We start from the raw sequence: 20,186 nt of genomic DNA on the forward strand, positions 1-20,186 counted from the left end.
TGATCGGGTGACGATCGCCTCGGCCTCATGAATTAGCGGTCCCGCCTGCCTGCTGATCGCATCGGTCCCAAAAAAAGTTCGAAATATCAGCCAGATCGTGCGACACACCGGCCCAATTGGCGGATGGCCTCACGCAAACCCCTCTACCGTGTGAGACGTGAGCAGCAGCGGCCTCATCTACGCAGTCATTGTCGGGGCCTGGGCCGCCTACTTGGTGCCGATGTGGCTCCGTAGGCAGGACGAGTTGAACGAGTCTCGTCCGACGGAACGCTTCAGCACAGCCATCCGGTTGCTGTCCGGACGGGCGGGCATGGAGCGCCGATACGCCAAGGACCTGCGCGCGCGCTCGACCGAGGAGGGGGAGCGGGGCGCCCGGCCGGGCGATGTCACCGATTCGGTGGACGTCCGTGCCTTCGCCATGCCTCCGACCGCGCAGCAGGAACGGGTGGAGCGGGTGGACCCCGAGGCGACACCCCGGCGCGAGCCCGACGGCTCCCGTCCCGCGGTGGGCGGGGGTGTCCCCCGGGCACGGAGGGCGACCTCCGCGGAGGCCGCGGCGAGGGCGCGGCGCACGAAGGTGCTCGCGCGCAGACGCCGCACGACCGTGCTCCTCTTCCTGGCGTTCACGGTCGGCGCGATCGTCGCCGCCGTCGGGGGGCTCGCGTTCCTGTGGGCGCCCGCGGCGCCCGCCGTGCTGCTGAGCGCGTACATCGCCTATCTGCGCTCCCAGGAGCGCAAGCGGTTCACGTACACCATGGACCGCCGCAGGGCCGAGGTGGCCGCCCAGCGGCTGCGCGAGCGCCAGCCGAGGCGGCGCCCGCCGGCCACCCCGGAAGCGGCGGACGACCCGGAGGACGGCCCCGAGCCCGGGAGCGACCCCGGACTGTCCGCGCTCGCGGCCGACCGCCGCGCCCTCGTGGAGCAGACCGACCACGCGGAGTGGGTGGACCAGCAGCGCGAGCGGCAGCGACGGCCCGCACAGGGGGACAGCTGGGACCCCGTCCCGGTGCCGCTGCCCACGTATGTGACCGCGCCCGTCGCTCCCCGGGCGACGCCGAGCGTGGACCTCGGCGCGCCGGACACATGGAGCTCCGCCCGGTCGAGCGCCGCGGACGCCGCGGCACCCGTGCCGTCGGTGCCCGCCTCCGCCGCCGAACCGGACTCCGGGGAATCCGCGCCCGCCGCGGAGACGGCCACGGAGTCCGCGGACAGCGTCCGCAGCGACGCCCGGCGGGCGGCGTCCGCACGCAGGTCCCGGGAGCGGGGGCGCACCCCGCTGTTCGACCAGTACGAGGACGGCGAACGGCCCCGGGCCGCCAATGAGTAAGCCTCCGGCCGTACAGCGGCTGCCGTCTCCCGGTTGCTGACCAGGGCGGAACGGATTTCCGGGCAGGCCGATGGGGGTGCTAGAGTTTCACTCGTTGCAAGGGCCTGTGGCGCAGTCCGGTAGCGCACCTCGTTCGCATCGAGGGGGCCAGGGGTTCAAATCCCCTCAGGTCCACGCAGCTCAAAGCCCCGGTAGGGATCTCCCGACCGGGGCTTTGACGTGTCGTACGGCAGCGAAGTACAGATGCCCGCCGGGTTTGGTTCGTGAGGGGTCAGCCGACGCAGCCTGTGACGATGACCGGGCTGCCGTCGCAGTTGGTGGGGATGTTGTTCCGGATCTCTGACCGGTTCACGGTGAACTGGGTGTCGGTGTCCACGTCGCCCGGTGCGACGGTGGAGGCGTTGTTGTTCACCTGGCTGTGGTCGAGCGTCACCGCACCGCCCGCATCGAAGAATGCCGCCGCCCCGTGAATTGCCGGAACCGTTCGCACTGTTGCGGTCGACCGAGCTGTCCCGCAGCACCATGGTGCCCTCGTTGTGAATGCCGCCGCCCTTGCCGCCGGAGCCTCCGGCGACGTTGCCGGAGACCTCGGTCTTGATGAGCGTCAGTGAGGCTGCGTTCCAGATCCCGCCGCCCTCCGCACCCGTGGTGGTGTTGTCGAGGATCTTGCTGTTGATGAATTGGACGGTGCCGTCGTCGATGTCGATGCCGCCGCCGTCCTTGCCGATGGCGTTGTCCTTCAGCGTGGTGTTGCGGTAGACCGCGTCACCGAGGTCGTGGTCGATGGCACCGCCGTGATTGGCGGCGAAGTTGCGGGAGAACACGACGCCGTCGGTGGTGACGGTACCGTCCGACTGCAGGCCACCACCGACGGGCGCGTTGTTGAAGGTGAACTCGCTGCGGGTGATGTACGCGGTGGCTCCTTGCTTGACAGCGACGCCGCCTCCCTCGGTGCCGGCGGTGTTGTTGTCGAGGGTGGCCTTGTCGAGCTTGAGCATGCCGGAGGCGTCGACGAGGGTGCCTCCCCCGTCGGTGGGTGCGTTGCCGCCGCGGATCGTGATGTCGTCGAGGTGGAGGTCACCGGTGGAGGTGACGTGGAAGATGCGGAAGCCGCCTGCCGTCAGCCCGTCGCGGACGATGGTGGAGTCCCGGCCCTCGATGGTGAGTTGCCTGTCGATGGGGGGGCAGTCCGTCGTTGCCGCTGTAGGCGGTGGTCAGGTGGTAGGTGCAGTGGCGGGCAAAGCCGCCCTCCGCACCTTTGCCAGTGAGCCGCGGCTGAATCCTCCTCCGCGCGCTGTTCGACGGTCTGCCGTCCTCACCTTCGGGCCGGGCCCCCCTTGCCCGGCCGTCCGGCGGCGGTCAGGGCTGGGTGGGCAGGAAGGCCGTGGTGCGGACGACGTCGTCGCATTCCGCGAAGTTGCCGCCGCCGTCACCCATTTCGACCTGGAAGTGGCCGCCTGCGGCTCCGACCACCAGGGACGGCGGGGCCGAGGGTGTGGCGCCCGAGGGGCAGTACCCGTCGGCTTCACCCAGCACCTGGTGGAAGGTGAGCATCAGATAGGCCCGTGCACCCGGCGCCAGGCGCACGGAGCGCGCGGTGCCCTCGGGGGTGACCTTCAGCGGCCGGTTGCGGGTGGGGTCGCCCTGGCCGGCGATCGCGACGGTGGGGAAACCCTCGATCACGCAGGTCTTGCCGCCGCTGTTGGCGAAGTTGAGCAGGACGCCGTAGGTGTTGTCCGGCTTCGGCTCGAGGCGGTGCGCCACGGACGGGGTCAGGGCCCCGGCGGCGCAGGAGGGCGTGCCCGCCGCGGTGGCGCGCGATGTGGCCAACGGGGCGGACGAGGCCGGCTTGGACGCGACACCTGCGGGAACGGCCGACGCGGAGGCACCGCCGGAGGAGGCCGCGGAGGCGCCGTCGGAGGACGCCGCCGAGGCGGAGGCCGGAGCCGCGCCCGTCGAGCCGCCGCCCGACTGGCACGCCGTGAGCAGCAGGCAAGAGGCAAGAAGGGACGTCAGGGTCACGGCTGTGCTGCGCGTGCGGGTAGTCATTGGGAGAGCTCCTGGTCAAGCGGCATCCGACGTGCCGGTGTCCACGATGACGACGGTCCTGTGCCGTGGGGTTGCGGCGATACGGTGCTGTGACACGGAGGTGACGACAGAGGGACAGTCCAGATCGTGTAAACGTGGCGCCCCGGCGTCAACAGGCCCGCACGCAGGCATTACTTGAGTGCTGCGGCGGCGCCTCATCCTCCGCCCCGAGTCCGGCGGCCGCATGTCTTGCGTCTTCTCTTGGATGGCGCCACTATCCAAGTAAGTCTGTCGAACATTGCCGCTGATCAATGCTGGGGACGAAGGGATCGCCATGCTCGGGAAGCCCGTTGCAGCAGGCCGTACCACCGCGGCAGCCGAAGGGGAGGTGGTCGTGCTGCTGATCGGCATGCGGATCAACCGCTTCTGGGCCGTGCACCACTGGCTGCCCGTGCTCCTGGCGATGCCGCGCATGCTGCGCGAGCTCAAGAGGGACCCAGGGCGCGGTCTGCTCGGGCACGTCCTGCTGACAGCCTCCCCGCGGACCTACTACGTCGTCCAGTACTGGGAGTCCAAGGACAAGCTCTACGCGTACGCGACGTCCCCCGACATGTTCCACCACCGGGCGTGGGCGATCATCAACCGCAAGGAGAAGGCGGGCAAGGTGCGCCAGCACGTGGGACTTTGGCACGAGACGTACGTGGTGCCCGAGGGCTCGTACGAGTCGATCTACGCGGACATGCCCGCGTTCGGCCTGGCCGCCGCGCACGGGCAGGCGCCGGTGGAGAGGCGGGGGCGGCGGGCGCGGGACCGGTTCGCGTACCGGTCGGCGCAGCAGGAGCGGACCCGGCCCGGACAACGTCCGTGACGCCGCACCCGACGCCGCCCACCGCCTGTGTCAGGACGGCCGCCCCGCGGGGAGAACCGCTCTACGGCTGCGGCCCGTTCGTCCGCCTGCCGGTGCGGGGCCGGGCAATGCCCGGCCCCGGCCCAGGTGTTCTCACAGCTGCTTGGCGAAGCAGAGGCTGAGTTCGCTGAAGCGGTAGTAGCCGAACTTGGCGCAGGGCTCGTAGCCGCTGGAGGCGTAGAGGGAGACGGCCTCCGGCTGCTCGGTACCGGTCTCCAGGACCATGCGGGTGCGTCCGGCCGTGCGGGCGTCCCCCTCCAGCACGGCCAGGATGCGCCGCGCGAGCCCGTGGCCGCGCAGCTCCTGGACGACGTACATGCGCTTGATCTCGGCGTCACCGTCCTGGAAGCCCTCGTCGTTCTTGTCCTGGCTGCGCCAGCCGCCGGTGGCGACGGGTCTGCCCTGGGTGTCGTACGCGATCAGATAGAGCCCGGAGGGCGGCACGAACCCCGTGGCGTTCATGTGCGTGGCGTCGCCCCCGCCGCCGTAGCGCAGGGCGTATTCGGCCTGGACCTGGTCGTTCAGCAGAACGGCGTCGGGGTGGTCGAACGGGACGTGGCGAATATCCATGATGGAAATCGTAATTCTGTGCGAATGCGGGAGAGGGGCACTCCTAGTGTGCCGGTAGGGTTCCAGGATGCTCACCGTGACCTCCGTGAATGTGAACGGGCTGCGCGCCGCCGCGAAGAAGGGCTTCGTGGAGTGGCTCGCCGGCACCTCGGCCGATGTGCTGTGCCTTCAGGAGGTGCGGGCCGAGCCCGGGCAGCTTCCGGCGAGCGCGGGGGCGCCCGAGGGCTGGCACGTCGTGCACGCGCCCGCCGCGGCGAAGGGGCGCGCCGGGGTGTCGCTCTACACCCGGCGCGAGCCCGACCGGGTGCGCGTGGGCTTCGGCTCGGCCGAGTTCGACGGCGGCGGGCGGTATGTCGAGGCCGATCTGCCCGGCGTCACCGTCGCCAGCCTGTACCTGCCCTCCGGAGAGGTCGGCACCCCGCGACAGGACGAGAAGACCCGGTTCATGGGCGAGTTCCTCGCCTGTCTCAAGGGTCTGAGGGAGCGGGCCGCCGCCGATGGGCGGGAGGTGGTCGTGTGCGGCGACTGGAACATCGCGCACCGGGAGGCCGACCTCAAGAACTGGCGCGGCAACCAGAAGAACTCGGGCTTCCTGCCCGAGGAGCGGGAGTGGCTCGGCAGCGTCCTCGACGCGGACGACGGCGGATATGTCGATGTCGTCCGCGCCCTGCATCCCGATGCGGAGGGGCCGTACTCGTGGTGGTCCTACCGCGGCCGGGCCTTCGACAACGACTCGGGCTGGCGCATCGACCTCCAGGTGGCCACGCCGGGGCTCGCCGCCAGGGCGGTCAAGGGCTATGTGGAGCGCGCGGCCACCCATGCGGAGCGCTGGTCCGATCATGCCCCGGTGACGGTGGTCTACGACCTCTGAGCGGCCCCTGCCCGCTACGCCCCCCGCTCGCGCAGACGCCGGTCCAGGGCCAGGGAGAGCTCCGCCTCCACCACGCTCTTCGCCAGGGGGCGCAGCCGCAGGACGTCGTCCGGGGTGCGCTCGTGCGCGGTCATCAGGTCGGTGAACAGGTCCGCCAGGGCCTCCGCGTGCTCGCGGACCCGGCGGCCGGCGGTCAGGACGTCCGCGAGCGGGATGCCCTCGCGCACCAGCGCCGCCGAGACGTCCATCAGCCGCCGGCTGATGTGGACGATCTCCCCGCCGTCCGTGCCGAGATAGCCGAGGTCGAGGGCCGCGACGAGGTTCTCGGGGGTCGCCTCGGCGCCGAACACATCGGCCAGGGCCTCGGGGGTGAGGCGGACAGGGGTCTCCTCCGTGGGCGCACCCACGCCCAGCAGGTCGCCCACGCCACGGCCGTGATCGAAAGCCTCGGCCAGTTCCGCGATGCCGCTGAGGGTGTGCCCCCGCTCCAGGAGCGCGGAGATCGTCCGCAGCCGGGCCAGGTGCGTGTCGTCGTACCAGGCGATACGGCCCTCGCGGCGCGGCGGCTGGATCAGCTTGCGCTCGCGGTAGAAGCGCAGCGTGCGCACCGTGATGCCGGCTTCCCTGGCCAGCTCTTCCATGCGGTACTCGCGCCGCTCCCCGTCGTCTGCCACTCCCGCACCCTACGTCGTACCCCCGGTAACTTTCCTTGGTCCACCCTCTACCCATCGGTACGCCGCTGACCTACGCTCTGACTGCGCCAGTGTTCACTGGCACGGTTGAGGGGGTCTTTGCGGACAAGGGCCCACGAGCTCAGCGCCGGATTCGTACGGACGGGAGGCCTCGGGATGGCCGAGCACGAGGATGCGCCGGATGTGCCGGAGGCACCGGATGTGCCGCATGTGCGGGTGGCGGTGATCGGGTCCGGGTTCGGCGGGCTCGGGGCCGCCGTGCGGCTGCGCCGGGAGGGGATCACGGACTTCGTCGTGCTGGAGCGCGCCGCGAGCGTCGGCGGGACCTGGCGCGACAACAGCTACCCGGGCTGTGCCTGCGACATCCCCTCCCACCTCTACTCCTTCTCGTTCGCCCCCAACCCCGACTGGCCGCGCACCTTTTCCGGGCAGGAGTACATCCGCGCCTACCTGGAGCATGTGACCGACGTCTTCGGCCTGCGGCCCCATCTGCGCTTCGACTCCGAGGTGAAGATGATGACGTGGGACGCCCGGAAGCTGCACTGGGCGATCGAGACCAGCTCCGGACCGCTCACCGCCGACGTCGTCGTCTCCGCGACCGGTCCGCTGTCCGACCCCAAGGTGCCCGACATCCCCGGCCTCGACTCCTTCCCGGGCAAGGTCTTCCACTCCGCCCGCTGGGACCACGACTACGACCTGCGCGGCAAGCGCGTCGCCGTCGTCGGCACGGGCGCGTCCGCGATCCAGATCGTTCCCGAGATCCAGCCGCTCGTCGGCAGGCTCACCCTCTTCCAGCGCACCCCGCCCTGGGTGATGCCGCGCGTCGACCGCGCCATCAGTTCCCTCGAGCGGCGGCTGCACCGCGCGCTGCCGTTCACCACCCAGATGCGCCGCGGCTTCCTGTGGGGCATCCGGGAACTCCAGGTCCAGGCGTTCACCAAGCACCCCGACGAACTGGGCCTGGTGGAGCGGATGGCACGGCGCAACCTCGCCCGGTCCATCAAGGACCCGGCCCTGCGCGCCGAACTGACCCCCGACTACCGCATCGGCTGCAAGCGGATCCTGCTCTCCAACTCCTACTATCCGGCGCTCGCCAGGCCCAACGTCGATGTCGTCGCCAGCGGCCTGAGCGAGATCCGCGGCTCCACCCTGGTCGCCGCCGACGGCACCGAGACCGAGGCCGACGTGATCGTCTTCGGCACGGGCTTCCACGTCACCGACATGCCGATCGCCGACCGGGTGGTCGGCGCCGGGGGACGCACGCTGGCGGAGACGTGGAGCGAGGGCATGAAGTCGCTTCGGGGCGCGACGGCAGCGGGGTTCCCCAACTGGATGACGATCATCGGGCCCAACACCGGGCTCGGCAACTCCTCGATGATCCTCATGATCGAGTCCCAGCTGAACTACATGGCCGACTACGTACGGCAGTTGGATGTCCTGGGCGGCCGGGTCGCGCTCGACGCCCGGCCGGGCGCCGTCGACGCCTGGAACCACAAGGTGCAGGAGCGGATGAAGCGCACGGTGTGGAACACCGGCGGCTGCACCAGCTGGTATCTCGACGCGAGCGGCCGCAACACCACCATCTGGCCCGGTACGACAACGGAGTTCCGCAGCGCCACGCGCCGTGTCGACCTGGGGGAGTACGACGTGGTCCGCGCCCCGGGGACCGAGCACACGGACATGGACACGGACGAGAACGAGACCAAGGTGGAGGCACGGGCATGAACCGGATGACGCATGTGGTGAGCGGGCGGTACGCGCCCCCGGTACCCGCCCGGGAGCTGACCGTACGCTCCGCAGACGGCGCCCGGCTGCATGTCGAGGTCCACGGAGCCGATGGTGCCCCGCCGGTCGTCCTCGCGCACGGCTGGACCTGCTCGACCGCCTTCTGGGCGGCACAGATACGGGACCTCGCCGCCGACCACCGGGTGATCGTCTATGACCAGCGGGGACACGGGCGCAGCCCGGTGAGCGCCGCGTGCAGCACCGCGGCGCTGGCCGACGATCTGGAGGCGGTGCTCGCCGCCACGCTCGCGCCGGGCGAGAAGGCCGTGGTAGCCGGCCACTCCATGGGCGGGATGACCGTCATGGCCGCGGCGCAGCGCCCCGGCTTCCGGGAGCGCACGGCGGCCGTCCTGCTGTGCAGCACGGGAAGTTCGGACCTGGTCGCCGAGTCGCTGGTCGTGCCCCTGCGCGCCGGGCGTGTACGCACCTGGCTCACGGCCCGCGTCCTGGGCTCCCGGCTCCCGCTCGGGCCGGTCACGCCGGTGTCCAGGCGCGTCCTCAAGTACGGGACCATGGGCGCGGGTGCGGCCCCGGACACGGTCGAGGCCTGCGCGCGGATCGTGCACGCCTGTCCCCGCGACGCGCGCCATGCCTGGTCGCGCGTGCTCAAGACCCTGGACCTGGACAGCGGAGTACGGGAGTTGACGGTGCCCACGGCGGTGGTGGTCGGCACGGCGGACCGGCTCACGCCGCCGGTGCACGCGCGGGCGCTGGTCGCCGCCCTGCCCCACTGCGTCGGCAGCACGGAACTTCCGGGGATCGGCCATATGACTCCCATGGAGGCGCCGGAGCTGGTGACCGGGAAGATCCGCGAACTGGCCACCCTGTACACGACGGCGGCGGACGCACGGATCGAGGAGAGCGCATGAGCAAGGTGAGCCTGGCGGGACAGGTCGCGGTCGTCACCGGCGCCGCTCGGGGCCTCGGCGCGCTGCTGGCCCGCAAGCTGTCGGCGCGCGGCGCGACGGTCGCGCTAGTGGGCCTGGAGCCGGACGAACTCAAGCAGGTCTCGGACCAGTTGTACGGGGAGAGCGGCCACTGGAACGCCGACGTCACCGACCACGAGGCGATGGCGGCTGTCGCGCGGGAGGTGAAGGAGCGGTTCGGGAAGGTCGACATCGTGGTCGCCAACGCGGGTGTCGCGAACGGCGGTCCGTTCCTCGACTCCGACCCCGGCTCATGGCGGCGCGTCATCGAAGTCAACCTGATCGGCTCGGCGGTGACGGCCCGCGCGTTCCTGCCCGTGCTGATGGAGAGCCGCGGCTATCTGCTCCAGATCGCCTCGCTCGCGGCGATCACCCCCGCGCCGATGATGACGGCGTACTGCGCGTCCAAGTCCGGCGTGGAGGCGTACGCGCACAGCCTGCGCGCGGAGGTCGCTCACAAGGGCGTCCGGGTCGGTGTCGGGTATCTGTCGTGGACCGACACGGACATGGTGCGCGGTGCCGACCAGGACGACGTGATGCGGGAACTGCGCCAGCGGCTGCCGTGGCCGTCCAACAAGACCAATCCGGTGGGCCCGGCCGTGGACCGGCTCGTGGCCGGTATCGAGCGGCGGTCGAGCCATGTGTACGGGCAGGGGTGGCTGCGCGCGATGCAGCCCCTGCGCAGCTGTCTGCCGGGGATCATCGCGACGGTGGGACAACGGGAGATGCGCAGGTTCGAACCGCGGCTGAAGGGCATGGACACGGGGCTGGTGGGGGCCGGTGGCGAGGCCGATGAGCAGCAGCGCCGCACCGTGCGTCACTGATCGTAACTGATCGAAATGCGCAGTGTGTCCACTCGTGTAAATCTGGTCGAGGCCCGATCCCCTCACCCACTACGGGAGTGAACACACATGGGCATGAAGGACCAGTTCCAGGAGAAGTCCGGGCAGATGAAGCAACAGGCCAAGCAAAAGGCGGACCAGGCAAAGCAACAGGGGCAGCAGCGCTCCCGCCAGTCCCAGCAGTCGCAGTCCCAGCAGAACCCGCAGCGTGGCCGTCAGACGCAGAAGGACACCGAGCGTCAGCGGGACGACGCGCAGGACCGCTTCAACCAGGACTACGACGCTTAGTCACCGCGTTCCTGCCCGGCCTCGGCCGGGATCGGGGTGCCCTTTCCGGGAGGGCACCCCGTCTCCTTTTTCTACCCGGAGGCGCGCGGTCTAAGGGGCCGTCCTCGGCGGCAGCTTCGGGCGGGTCCGGTCCGGGACGTCGCTGTAGTCCGGGGGCGCGGCGGGCGGGTTGGTGCGCAGCAGCTCCAGGGCGATCTCGATCGCGTCGTCCATCTGCTTGTGGCGGCCCTCGGCCCAGTCCAGCGGGGTGCGCAGGATCTCCAGATCCGGCTCCACACCCCGGTTCTCGACCGACCAGCCGTACTCCTCGAACCACGCCGCGTTCATCGGCACCGTGATCACCGTGCCGTCGCCGAGGCGGTGGCGGCCGGTCATGCCGACCACGCCGCCCCATGTGCGCTGGCCCACCACCGGGCCGAGGCCCAGCAGTTTGATGGCCGCCGTGATCATGTCGCCGTCGGAGGACGTCGCTTCGTCCGTCAGCGCCACGATCGGTCCGCGAGGGGCGTTGGACGCGTACGACACCGGCTGGGCGTTGCGCGTCAGGTCCCAGCCCAGGATCGTGCGGGTCAGCTTCTCCACGACCAGTTCGCTGATGTGGCCGCCCGCGTTGCCCCGGACGTCCACGATCAGGGCCGGGCGGGAGACCTCCATGCGCAGATCCCGGTTGAACTGCGCCCAGCCCGAGCCTCCCATGTCCGGGATGTGCAGATAGCCGCAGCGGCCTTCGCTCAACTCCCGTACGACACCTCGGCGCTTGGCCACCCAGTCCTGATAGCGCAGCGGCCGTTCGTCGACGAGCGGGACCACCGCCACCCGACGGGGCCCGTTGCCCTCCTGGGCCGGGGCGAACGTGAGCTCCACCGTCGTACCGCCGGCCGCCGCCAGCAGGGGATACGGTCCCGTGAGCGGGTCCACCGGCCGTCCGTCGACATGGGTCAGCACGGCACCCTCCCGGATCCCCGTGCCCGCCAGGGGTGAGCGTGCCTTCGAGTCCGAGGAGTCGCCCGGCAGGATCCGCTTGACGGTCCACTTCCCGTCGCGGCGCACCAGGTTGGCGCCCAGCAGGCCCTGGCAGCGCTGGTAGTGGGCGGGCCCCTCGTTGCGCCGGGCGGGCGACACATACGCGTGCGATGTGCCGAGCTCGCCGAGCACCTCGCGCAGCAGGTCCGCGAACTCGTCCGGTGAGGCGACACGGTCGAGCAACGGGCGGTACTGGTCCAGGACCGAGTCCCAGTCGATTCCGCACATGTCCGGGTCCCAGAAGTAGGCCCGGATGATCCGCCCCGCTTCCGCGTACGCCTGGCGCCACTCAGCCGGCGGGTCCACCTCGTGCATGATCCGCCGCACATCGATCCAGACCGTCGTGTCGGCGTCGCCGGACTCGGCGGAGGGGACCGCCCGCAGATCGCCCTCGTCCACGACCACCAGGCGCGTGCCGTCCCCGCTCATGGCGAACCAGTCCAGATGACCCACCAGTTCGGACTTCTTCGCCTTGCTGATGTTGAAGAACTCCAGGGTCGGCCGTCCTGAGGTGTCGTCCGGGTTCACAAAGGTCTCGCCCAGCGCGCCCGAGATCGGCCAGCGCAGCCAGACGAGACCGCCGCCCGCGACCGGGCGCAGCTCCGAGTACTTCGAGGCCGTGACCGGGAACGGCGTCACCCGCATCGCCAGCCCCTCCGTCTCCACGGTCACCACGCCGTCGCCCTCCTCTTCCTCCACCGGGTCGAGACCGCCGGCGGCGGGCCGTCCCTCCGGGTTGAGGGCGAAGGGGGACGGGGTCGCCGAGGACAGGGGCACCAGGTAGGGGCGGCAGCCGAGCGGGAAGGACAGATCGCCGGTGTGCACGTCGTACACCGGGTCGAAGCCGCGCCAGGACAGGAACGCCAGATAGCGCCCGTCCCGTGTGAACACCGGGTTCTCGTCCTCGAAGCGGCCGTTCGTGACGTCCACGATCAGCCGGTCCTTGATCCGGGCCATCTTGATCAGCCGCAGCGAACGTCCGATCCCCGGGTGGGACCAGGTCAGCCACGCCCCGTCCGGGGAGAACGCCAGGTCCCGCACCGGCCCGTTGTCGGACCGGACCAGCTCGGTGACCACACCGTCCGGGCCGTCCCGCTTCCCGGCGCTCCCGTTCTCCGGTCCGGCGGTCTCTTCCTTCTCCGGTCCGGCGGTCTCTTCCTCGGACACGGCGACCAGCAGCAGCCGCCCGTCGTTCGAGGCGATGGCGAGCCGCTCGCCCTCCGGGTCGGCCACCATCTCCTGCACCCGGCCCAGCAGGCCCGAGGCCAGCCGGCGCGGCGCGCGGTCGCCCGACGCCCTGGGCAGATAGGCGATCTCGATCGCGTCGTCGCCCTCCGCGTCCGTGACGTAGGCGACCTGTCCCCCCACGCCGAGCATCTCGGGCAGCCGGACCCGTACGCCGGGGGTGTCCGTGATCGTCCGGGCGGGCCCGTCCCGGTGCGTGAGCCAGTACAGGCTGCCGCGCACGACGACCGCGCTGGCCCGCCCGGTCTCGTCCACGGAGATCCCGTCCACGTGCTGCGCGGCCGGAACCTGGTACTTTCGGCGCCCCGCGCGCGGTCCGCCGAGCCGCACCCGAAGGCGGCGCGGGACCGAGTCGGGGGAGAGGTCGTCCACGATCCACAGGTCGCCCGCGCACTGGTACACCACCCGCGATCCGTCGCTGGAGGCGTGGCGGGCGTAGAAGGCGTCGTGGTCGGTGTGGCGGCGCAGGTCGGTGCCGTCGTACGCGCACGAGTACAGGTTCCCGATGCCTTCGTGGTCGGAGAGGAACGCGATCCGCCCGCCCACGAACATCGGCGAGTCCAGGTGGCCGCCGATGCCGTCGAGCAGTTGCCGCCCGTGCAGCCACAGCCGGCCCATGGCCCCGCCCCGGTAGCGCTTCCAGGAGGCGGGTTCGTGCGGCGGGGTGCCGGTGAGCAGCAGCGTCTTGCGTTCGCCGTCCAGGTCGGCCACGGAGATGTCCGAGACAGGGCCCCAGGGCAGCTTTCCGCCGGGGTCGCCGTCGGTGGAGACCTTGTAGGCCCAGGTGAAGTAGGAGAAGGGCTCGCCGTGCGAGGCGACGGCCAGGATGTCGCCCTCGGGGGTCCAGCCGCAGACCCGGGTGTCGCTGCTGCCCCAGTAGGTCAGGCGCCGCCCGGGGCCGCCGTCGACCGGTGCCAGATGGATCTCCGGGACGAGGCTGCGCCAGCTCGTGTAGGCGATCTGGCCGCCGTCGGGCGAGAACCGGGGGTGGCCGATCTTCGTACGGTCGACGGTGAGCCGCCAGGCGCGTCCTGAGCCGTCCACCGGGGCCACCCACAGGTCGTCCTCGGCGGCGAAGCACAGACGGTCACCGTGCAGATGCGGGAAGCGGAGGTAGCCGGGTGCGCTCTCGAACACATCGCTCGCATCGCTCACCTACCCATGCTTTGCCGGGTGACGGGCGCGGGCAACTTGTACGCCGCGCACAGTCTCCGACCCGGCCATGCGCAAGCCCCGGGCCGCCCGGCCCGGGGCTTGCGGATCATGTGTCCGCGGGCGACTGGGGCACGCCCTTGGACGGACCGGATCAGAGCCTGTCCGTCTCCATGCTCAACCTGTAGACCTCGACGCCGGACTTCCTGGTGTCCGTGCTGCACACGGCCTTGGAGGTCTCTCCTGAGCGCGTGTTGACCCACTTGCCGAAGACGTTGAACGTGTGGCCGCTGGGGCCGATGCAGACCGCCTTCACGCGGTGGGTGTCGAAGCGGGTGTCTCCACCGGTGCACTTGCCGTAACCGGTCGCCCGGTCGGCGGACATCCAGGTCGAGCAGTTCGTGGAGGCCATGGCGGGCGTCGCCACGCCCACCACGGCGGCCGACAGAGCGATGCCGACACCCGCCGTCGCGGCCGCGAGCTTATTGAGATTCATGATCTTCCCCGTGATTCGAAAAGATGCCGCAGGCTGGTCAACCCGCGGGCGCCCAAGGCGCGTTCAAGATCCTGTCCCGGGGCGGGAGGCAAAGGATCCTCCTTGAGAGGGATCTTCGAGCGTCGATCGGACTGATAGCCGGCCACGGGCTCACAGCGTGACGCGGAACACGTACGAAACGGTTTCGTTTCGCTATGTCCGGGGAGTATCGTCGTAAGAGTACGAAACAGTTTCGTTCGGAGCAGGAAGGGAGGGTGAACCGCATGACCGAGTCCGCGACCGGGCGCCGCAGCCGGATCACCCCCGAGCGTGAGGCCGAGCTGTACGAGGCCGTGCTCGACCTGCTCCGGGAAGTCGGCTACGACGCCCTGACGATGGACGCCGTGGCCGCCCGCACCCGGTCCAGCAAGGCCACGCTCTATCGCCAGTGGGGCGGCAAGGCCGAGCTGGTGGTGAAGGCCATCCGGCAGGGAAAGCCGGGATGCATCGACGAGATCGACACCGGCTCGCTCCGCGGTGACCTGCACGCGCTGGTCACCCTCGAGGACGACTGCACGATGGAGCAGAACTCCGCGCTGATGCGGGGCGTGGCCATGGCGATCCACCACAACCCGGATCTGCGCCAGGCGTTCCGCGAGCAGCTCGTGGAACCGGAGATGGAGCAGATGCGGCACGTGCTGCAACGCGCCGTGGACCGCGGAGAGATCCGGCCGGACTGCCCGGCACTGGACTTCCTGCTGCACATGATGGTCGGCGGATTCGCCACCCGTGCGCTGCTCGAGGACCAGCCGCCGACACAGGCTTTCCTCACCTCATACATCGACGCCGTGGTCCTCCCCGCCCTCGGCGTCCCCACCACCTGACCATCCTCCTTCCCCCTCGAGTTGGCCCCCATCTGACGGCACCGCTCTGGTCGTCGGGCTGATCACACCTGCCCTGAACACCCCACGACTTAACGGGAGTACGCCCTCGTGGCCACATTCCTCTACAGGCTCGGCCGACTCGCCTTCCGGCGACGGCACTTCGTTGCACTGATATGGGTGGCGCTGCTGACCCTCGCGGGTGTCGGCGCCGCCACCGCCCCTACCGCCGGTGCTTCTTCCTTCTCCATCCCCGGCACGGAGGCGCAGAAGGCCTTCGACCTGCTGGAGCAGCGCTTCCCCGGTATGAGCGCCAACGGCGGCACGGCCCATGTGGTCTTCAAGGCGCCGGGCGGTCAGAAGATAACGGCCGCGGACAACAAGGCGGTCGTCGAGAAGACCGTGAAGGAGCTGCGCGGCGGCTCCGAGGTCGTCTCCGTCACCGACCCCTACACCGCGCACGCCGTCAGCAAGGACGGCACGATCGCCTACACGAGCGTGAAGTACAAGGTCCCCGGGATGGAGTTGAAGGACTCCTCCAAGGACGCCCTCACGGACGCCGCGCACCACGCTCAGGCGGGCGGGATGACCGTCGAGGTCGGCGGTGACGCGCTCCAGGCGGTGCCCAAGGAGGGCGCCAGCGAGATCGTCGGCATCGCGGTCGCCGCGGTGGTGCTCGTCATCACCTTCGGCTCCCTGGTGGCAGCCGGGCTGCCGCTGCTCACGGCCCTGATCGGCGTCGGCATCGGCGTCTCCACCATCACGGCGCTGGCCAACGCGCTGGACCTGGGCACGACCACCTCCACGCTGGCGATGATGATCGGCCTCGCGGTCGGCATCGACTACGCGCTGTTCATCGTCTCCCGCTACCGTGCGGAACTGGCCGAGGGCCGCGAACGCGAGGAGGCGGCGGGCCGGGCGGTCGGCACCGCGGGCTCGGCGGTGGTCTTCGCGGGCCTCACCGTGGTGATCGCGCTGGTGGGCCTGTCCGTGGTGAACATCCCGATGCTGACCAAGATGGGCGTCGCCGCGGCGGGCACGGTCGCCCTCGCGGTCCTCATCGCGCTGACGATGATCCCGGCGCTGCTCGGGTACGCGGGCCGCACCGTCAAGCCCGCCGGTGAGAAGAGCAAGCTGCTGGGCGGCGCCAGGGCCGCCGCCAAGAAGGACAAGCCCAACATGGGCACGCGCTGGGCGAGCTTCGTGGTGCGCCGCCCCGTCGCGGTCCTGCTGCTCGGCATCGTCGCCCTGGGCGCCGCCGCCGTCCCCGCCTCCAAGCTCGAACTCGGCCTGCCGGACGACGGTTCGAAGCCGGTGTCCACGACGCAGCGCCGCGCGTACGACCTCCTGGCGGAGGGCTTCGGACCGGGCGTCAACGGCCCGCTCATGGTCGTGGTCGACGCCAAGGCGAGCGAACACCCCAAGACGGCGGCCACAAAGGTCTCCGACGACATCAAGGGCATGAACAACGTGGGGGCGGTGACGCCCGCGACGTTCGACAAGTCCGGTGACACCGCGGTGATCACCGTGATCCCGAAGTCCAAGCCGTCCGGGGCGACGACCGAGGACCTGGTGCACGGCATCCGTCGCGCGGGCGCCGGAATCACCGCGGACACCGGCGCGAAGGTGCTGGTCACGGGCACGACGGCGATGAACATCGACTTCTCGCAGAAGGTGAACGACGCCCTGATCCCGTATCTGGCGCTGGTGGTGGGCCTCGCCTTCCTCCTCCTGATCGTGGTCTTCCGCTCGATCCTGGTCCCGCTGAAGGCGGCACTCGGCTTCCTGCTCTCGGTGACGGCGGCGCTCGGCGCGGTGGTCGCGGTCTTCCAGTGGGGCTGGCTGTCCGGCCTGATGGGCGTCGAGGAGACCGGCCCGGTCATGTCGATGATGCCGATCTTCATGGTCGGCGTGGTCTTCGGCCTCGCGATGGACTACGAGGTCTTCCTCGTGACCCGGATGCGGGAGGCATACGTCCATGGGGAGGCCCCGGGGCAGGCGATCGTGACCGGCTTCCGGCACGGTGCACGGGTCGTCACCGCCGCCGCGATCATCATGATCGCCGTGTTCTCGGGCTTCATAGGCTCGGACGACTCGATGATCAAGATGATCGGCTTCGGCCTCGCCATCGCGGTGTTCTTCGACGCCTTCATCGTCCGCATGGCCCTGGTCCCGGCGGTACTGGCACTGCTGGGCAAGAAGGCCTGGTGGCTCCCGAGGTGGCTGGACCGCGCCCTGCCGAACGTGGACGTGGAGGGCGAGGGACTGCGCACGTCGGCGGACGACGGCCGCAAGGACCCCGACAACGACCAGGACCGGGAACTGGTCCGGGCCTGAAGCGAGTCGGCCGGGGCCCGAGGCCCCACCGGTGAGTGCCCCGGCGGGCGGACGTCGCCTGCCGGGGCATTAGCCTGCCGATCATGACCCTGCCATTCATGATCCCGTCATTCATGGTCCCGCCGTTCATGGTCCCGCCGTTCATGGTCCCGCCGTTCATGGTCCTGCCGTTCACGGTCCTGTCGTGACGCCGGTCGTCACCGCGGCGGTGTTGCTCGCCGCCGTCACCCACGCCTGCTGGAACGCCATCGCGCACCGCATCACCGACAAACTCGTCGGCTTCACGCTGATCGCGGGCGGCGGAGTGCTCATCGGTCTCGCGATCGCCCTGTTCACCGCGTTCCCCGCGGCGCGGGCATGGCCGTACCTGCTGGCCTCCGCCGCCATCCACGTCGTCTACATGGCGCTGCTGATGCTGTCCTTCCGGCTCGGCGACTTCGGGCAGGCGTATCCGATCGCGCGCGGGACCTCGCCCCTGGTCGTCACCGTCCTGGCGGCGGTGTTCGCGCACGAGATGCCGGACGGCTGGGCGGCGGCGGGCGTCGCCGTGTCCTGCGCGGGACTGACCGGGGTCGCGCTGTGGGGGATGCGCGGGCACCGGCCCCACTGGGCGGCCATCGGCGCCGCGCTCGCGACGGGCCTGACCATCGCGGGCTACACCGTGGTCGACGGCCTCGGAGTCCGCGCCTCGGGGACCTCGCTCGGGTACATCGCGTGGCTGCTCGTGGTGCAGGGCGTCGCGATCCCCTCGTACGCCGCGCTGCGGTGGCGGGGTGCGTTCACGACCACCCTCAGGCCGTTCGCGACGCTGGGGCTGCTGGGCTCGGCCCTGTCTGTGGCGGCGTACGCGCTGGTCCTGTGGGCGCAGACCCGGGCAGAGCTGGCGCCGATCGCCGCCCTGCGGGAATCCTCGATCATCGCGGGCGCGGCCATCGGCGCGGTGTTCTTCAAGGAGCGCTTCGGCATGCCGAGGATCGCGGCCGCGGGACTGCTGGTCGTGGGGATCGGGCTGATGCTGCACGGGGGGTAGCGACGTGTCCCTGCGGGTGCGTGGCGGATGTTCGCGCAGTTCCCCGCGCCCCTGCGGGGTTGGTCGGGGTGGGCGGCGGCCTGCGGGTACGCGGTGGTTGTTCGCGCAGTTCCCCGCGCCCCCATCGGGTCGGCTGCGGCGCGTCCTGACCCGCGGGTGAGACGGAACCACTCATCCCCACGCGACACAACGACCACCGCAGACAAGGCCACAACGGACGCCCCACAGAGCCACGAGAAACAGCGCGATTCGCCGCGACGTGCTCGCAGGTGGCGGCGTGCGGGGGTGGTCTCGATCGGGGGCGCGGGGAACTGCGCGAATCGCCACGACGCACCCGCACGCGATGCGACATACCGCACCCCCGCCAGGGACAAGGGCAAACGCACGCCGCTGTCGCGATACGCGGAATCCGCCGCCCGGAAGCGAATCATGGCGACGCACCCGCACGGGACGACGCAGGACGGGAAGACTTCCCGTGGACGGGAACACATCCGACAAGGACAGGAGCCCTCATGACGGACAAGTTCACCGTGAGCGTTCTCGGCACCGGAATCATGGGCGCCGCGATGGCCCGCAACATCGCCCGCGCCGGACACTCGGTGCGGGCCTGGAACCGCACCCGCGCCAAGGCGGAGCCCCTGGCCGCCGACGGCGCGCACATCGCCGACACCCCCGCCGAGGCCGTGCAGGGCGCGGACGTCGTCCTGACCATGCTGTACGACGGAGGCGCGGTCCTGGACGTCATGCGGGAGGCCACACCCGGGCTGCGCCCCGGTGTCGTCTGGGTGCAGTCGACCACCGCCGGGGGCGAGGCCGTCGGCGAGCTGGCCGCCTTCGCACGGGAGTGCGCGCTGGTCTTCTACGACGCACCGGTGCTCGGGACCCGGCAGCCCGCGGAGGCCGGGCAGCTGACCGTCCTGGCCGCGGGACCCGAAGAGGGCAGGGAGACGGTCGTGCCCGTCTTCGACGCCGTCGGCGCCCGTACGGTGTGGACCGGGCAGGACGCCGCGGAGGGCAGCGCAAGCCGGCTGAAGCTGGTCGCCAACAGCTGGGTCCTCGCAGCCACCGCCGCGGCCGGTGAGGTCCTGGCGCTGGCCCGGGCCCTGGACGTGGACCCGGAGAAGTTCTTCGAACTCATCGCCGGCGGCCCCCTCGACATGGGCTACCTGCGCGCCAAGATCGACCTCCTGGTGAACGGCCGCCTGACTCCGCCCAGTTTCACGGTGACCACCGCGGAGAAGGACGCCCGGCTGATCGTGGGAGCGGGGGAGCGAGGCGGCGCGCGGCTCGACGTCGCCGCCGCCACCGCCGAGCGTCTCCGCCGCGCAGCCGCCCAGGGGCACGCGGACGAGGACATGGCCGCCGCGTACTTCGCGAGTTTCGACGACGGGCCCGCGGAGCCGGGTTCCTGACGCCCTGTGCCGCGCCGTGCGCCCGGGGGCCAGGAGAGGCACCCTGGAATCAGCGGTTCCGGAGGTAGAGGTGATCGTCATGATGCACACCACTGTCGGATGGCATGTGGAGCTTGAATTCGCGGAGGACGAGGAGCGCACACGGGCGGCGGCGCTCGTGCGACTCCCCGACGGCAACGAGGTCCGCTCCCACGGGTACGCGAGCCGCCATCACTCCGACTCCAATCAGCCCCGGGTCGGGGAAGAGATCGCGGGAGCGCGCGCCCTCAACGACCTCGCCATGCAGTTGCTCTCGAAGGCGCACGAGGAGATCGACGAGGCGTCGGGGAGAACTTCGCATCCGCTGACCCACTGAGCGCGCCCCCGGCCTGATCCGAACGCGCCCGGCCTGATCC

The 20,186-nt window shown here is 70.7% G+C and carries 18 protein-coding genes and 1 tRNA gene; 13 read left to right on the top strand and 6 right to left on the bottom strand.

The features are described 5' to 3' along the window. The first annotated feature begins 157 nt into the window (after nucleotides 1-157). Complete coding sequence (gene glpR, locus ABZ845_RS07210) at nucleotides 158-1,327, top strand: gephyrin-like molybdotransferase receptor GlpR (RefSeq protein ID WP_360974000.1); 1,170 nt, start codon at nucleotides 158-160, stop codon at nucleotides 1,325-1,327. A 100-nt stretch (nucleotides 1,328-1,427) separates the two neighbouring features. Next, nucleotides 1,428-1,501, top strand: a tRNA-Ala gene (locus tag ABZ845_RS07215). Here the strand turns inward: ABZ845_RS07215 and ABZ845_RS07220 are convergent. After that, a complete protein-coding gene (locus tag ABZ845_RS07220; RefSeq protein WP_360974003.1) occupies nucleotides 1,483-2,325 on the bottom strand; it encodes a right-handed parallel beta-helix repeat-containing protein in 843 nt (280 codons plus the stop codon). The two genes, ABZ845_RS07215 and ABZ845_RS07220, sit on opposite strands and share 19 nt — an antisense overlap. Before the next feature lie 361 nt (nucleotides 2,326-2,686). Further along, the gene (locus ABZ845_RS07225; RefSeq protein ID WP_360974006.1) at nucleotides 2,687-3,376 is read right to left on the bottom strand and encodes a DUF4232 domain-containing protein; all 690 of its coding nucleotides are present in this window, start codon (nucleotides 3,374-3,376) and stop codon (nucleotides 2,687-2,689) included. 313 nt (nucleotides 3,377-3,689) lie between these two features. On the opposite strand from ABZ845_RS07225, the gene ABZ845_RS07230 reads away from it, so the two are divergent. After that, nucleotides 3,690-4,223, top strand: a complete 534-nt coding sequence (locus tag ABZ845_RS07230) for a DUF4188 domain-containing protein (RefSeq protein WP_360974009.1) — start codon at nucleotides 3,690-3,692, stop codon at nucleotides 4,221-4,223. A gap of 132 nt (nucleotides 4,224-4,355) precedes the next feature. Here ABZ845_RS07230 and ABZ845_RS07235 read toward each other — a convergent pair whose 3' ends face one another. Beyond that, nucleotides 4,356-4,832: a GNAT family N-acetyltransferase gene (locus tag ABZ845_RS07235; protein ID WP_360974012.1), complete on the bottom strand. Its 477-nt coding sequence runs from the start codon at nucleotides 4,830-4,832 to the stop codon at nucleotides 4,356-4,358. 67 nt (nucleotides 4,833-4,899) lie between these two features. Between ABZ845_RS07235 and ABZ845_RS07240 the strand changes: the two genes are divergently transcribed. After that, a complete protein-coding gene (locus tag ABZ845_RS07240; RefSeq protein ID WP_360974016.1) occupies nucleotides 4,900-5,703 on the top strand; it encodes an exodeoxyribonuclease III in 804 nt (267 codons plus the stop codon). Between the two features lie 14 nt (nucleotides 5,704-5,717). On the opposite strand, the gene ABZ845_RS07245 is transcribed toward ABZ845_RS07240, so the two are convergent. Continuing rightward, nucleotides 5,718-6,377 (bottom strand): MerR family transcriptional regulator, encoded by a 660-nt coding sequence (locus ABZ845_RS07245; protein WP_360974019.1) that lies wholly within the window; start codon nucleotides 6,375-6,377, stop codon nucleotides 5,718-5,720. A gap of 174 nt (nucleotides 6,378-6,551) precedes the next feature. On the opposite strand from ABZ845_RS07245, the gene ABZ845_RS07250 reads away from it, so the two are divergent. The 4 genes from ABZ845_RS07250 (at nucleotide 6,552) to ABZ845_RS07265 (ending at nucleotide 10,236) form a co-directional block, all read left to right on the top strand. After that, the gene (locus ABZ845_RS07250) at nucleotides 6,552-8,120 is read left to right on the top strand and encodes an NAD(P)/FAD-dependent oxidoreductase (protein WP_360974022.1); all 1,569 of its coding nucleotides are present in this window, start codon (nucleotides 6,552-6,554) and stop codon (nucleotides 8,118-8,120) included. Next, complete coding sequence (locus tag ABZ845_RS07255; protein ID WP_360974025.1) at nucleotides 8,117-9,049, top strand: alpha/beta hydrolase; 933 nt, start codon at nucleotides 8,117-8,119, stop codon at nucleotides 9,047-9,049. Before ABZ845_RS07250 ends, ABZ845_RS07255 begins: the two co-directional genes overlap by 4 nt. Further along, complete coding sequence (locus tag ABZ845_RS07260) at nucleotides 9,046-9,930, top strand: SDR family oxidoreductase (protein WP_360974028.1); 885 nt, start codon at nucleotides 9,046-9,048, stop codon at nucleotides 9,928-9,930. The genes ABZ845_RS07255 and ABZ845_RS07260 overlap by 4 nt, the downstream gene beginning before the upstream one ends. A gap of 87 nt (nucleotides 9,931-10,017) precedes the next feature. After that, nucleotides 10,018-10,236, top strand: a complete 219-nt coding sequence (locus ABZ845_RS07265; protein ID WP_360974031.1) for a hypothetical protein — start codon at nucleotides 10,018-10,020, stop codon at nucleotides 10,234-10,236. A 90-nt stretch (nucleotides 10,237-10,326) separates the two neighbouring features. On the opposite strand, the gene ABZ845_RS07270 is transcribed toward ABZ845_RS07265, so the two are convergent. Both ABZ845_RS07270 and ABZ845_RS07275 read right to left on the bottom strand, forming a co-directional pair. Then, the gene (locus tag ABZ845_RS07270) at nucleotides 10,327-13,659 is read right to left on the bottom strand and encodes a S41 family peptidase (protein ID WP_360974034.1); all 3,333 of its coding nucleotides are present in this window, start codon (nucleotides 13,657-13,659) and stop codon (nucleotides 10,327-10,329) included. A 151-nt stretch (nucleotides 13,660-13,810) separates the two neighbouring features. Beyond that, on the bottom strand, nucleotides 13,811-14,152 hold the full coding sequence (locus ABZ845_RS07275; RefSeq protein ID WP_360974037.1) for a hypothetical protein: 342 nt from the start codon (nucleotides 14,150-14,152) through the stop codon (nucleotides 13,811-13,813). 263 nt (nucleotides 14,153-14,415) lie between these two features. On the opposite strand from ABZ845_RS07275, the gene ABZ845_RS07280 reads away from it, so the two are divergent. The 5 genes from ABZ845_RS07280 (at nucleotide 14,416) to ABZ845_RS07300 (ending at nucleotide 20,146) form a co-directional block, all read left to right on the top strand. Next, nucleotides 14,416-15,015 (top strand): TetR/AcrR family transcriptional regulator, encoded by a 600-nt coding sequence (locus ABZ845_RS07280; protein WP_360974040.1) that lies wholly within the window; start codon nucleotides 14,416-14,418, stop codon nucleotides 15,013-15,015. A 108-nt stretch (nucleotides 15,016-15,123) separates the two neighbouring features. Continuing rightward, nucleotides 15,124-17,349, top strand: coding sequence for an MMPL family transporter (locus tag ABZ845_RS07285; protein ID WP_360974043.1), 2,226 nt, complete (start codon nucleotides 15,124-15,126; stop codon nucleotides 17,347-17,349). 184 nt (nucleotides 17,350-17,533) lie between these two features. Then, nucleotides 17,534-18,379 carry a DMT family transporter gene (locus tag ABZ845_RS07290; protein WP_360974046.1) on the top strand — a complete coding sequence of 282 codons (846 nt, stop codon included), beginning with the start codon at nucleotides 17,534-17,536 and terminating at the stop codon, nucleotides 18,377-18,379. Nucleotides 18,380-18,891: 512 nt separating this feature from the next. Continuing rightward, nucleotides 18,892-19,791, top strand: a complete 900-nt coding sequence (locus tag ABZ845_RS07295) for an NAD(P)-dependent oxidoreductase (protein ID WP_360974049.1) — start codon at nucleotides 18,892-18,894, stop codon at nucleotides 19,789-19,791. 79 nt (nucleotides 19,792-19,870) lie between these two features. Further along, entirely contained in the window at nucleotides 19,871-20,146 is a 276-nt protein-coding gene (locus ABZ845_RS07300) for a DUF1876 domain-containing protein (RefSeq protein ID WP_360974052.1), read from the top strand. The last annotated feature ends 40 nt before the right edge of the window (nucleotides 20,147-20,186 follow it).

The organism is Streptomyces sp. NPDC047022 (assembly GCF_040644155.1).
Lineage (GTDB): Bacteria > Actinomycetota > Actinomycetes > Streptomycetales > Streptomycetaceae > Streptomyces.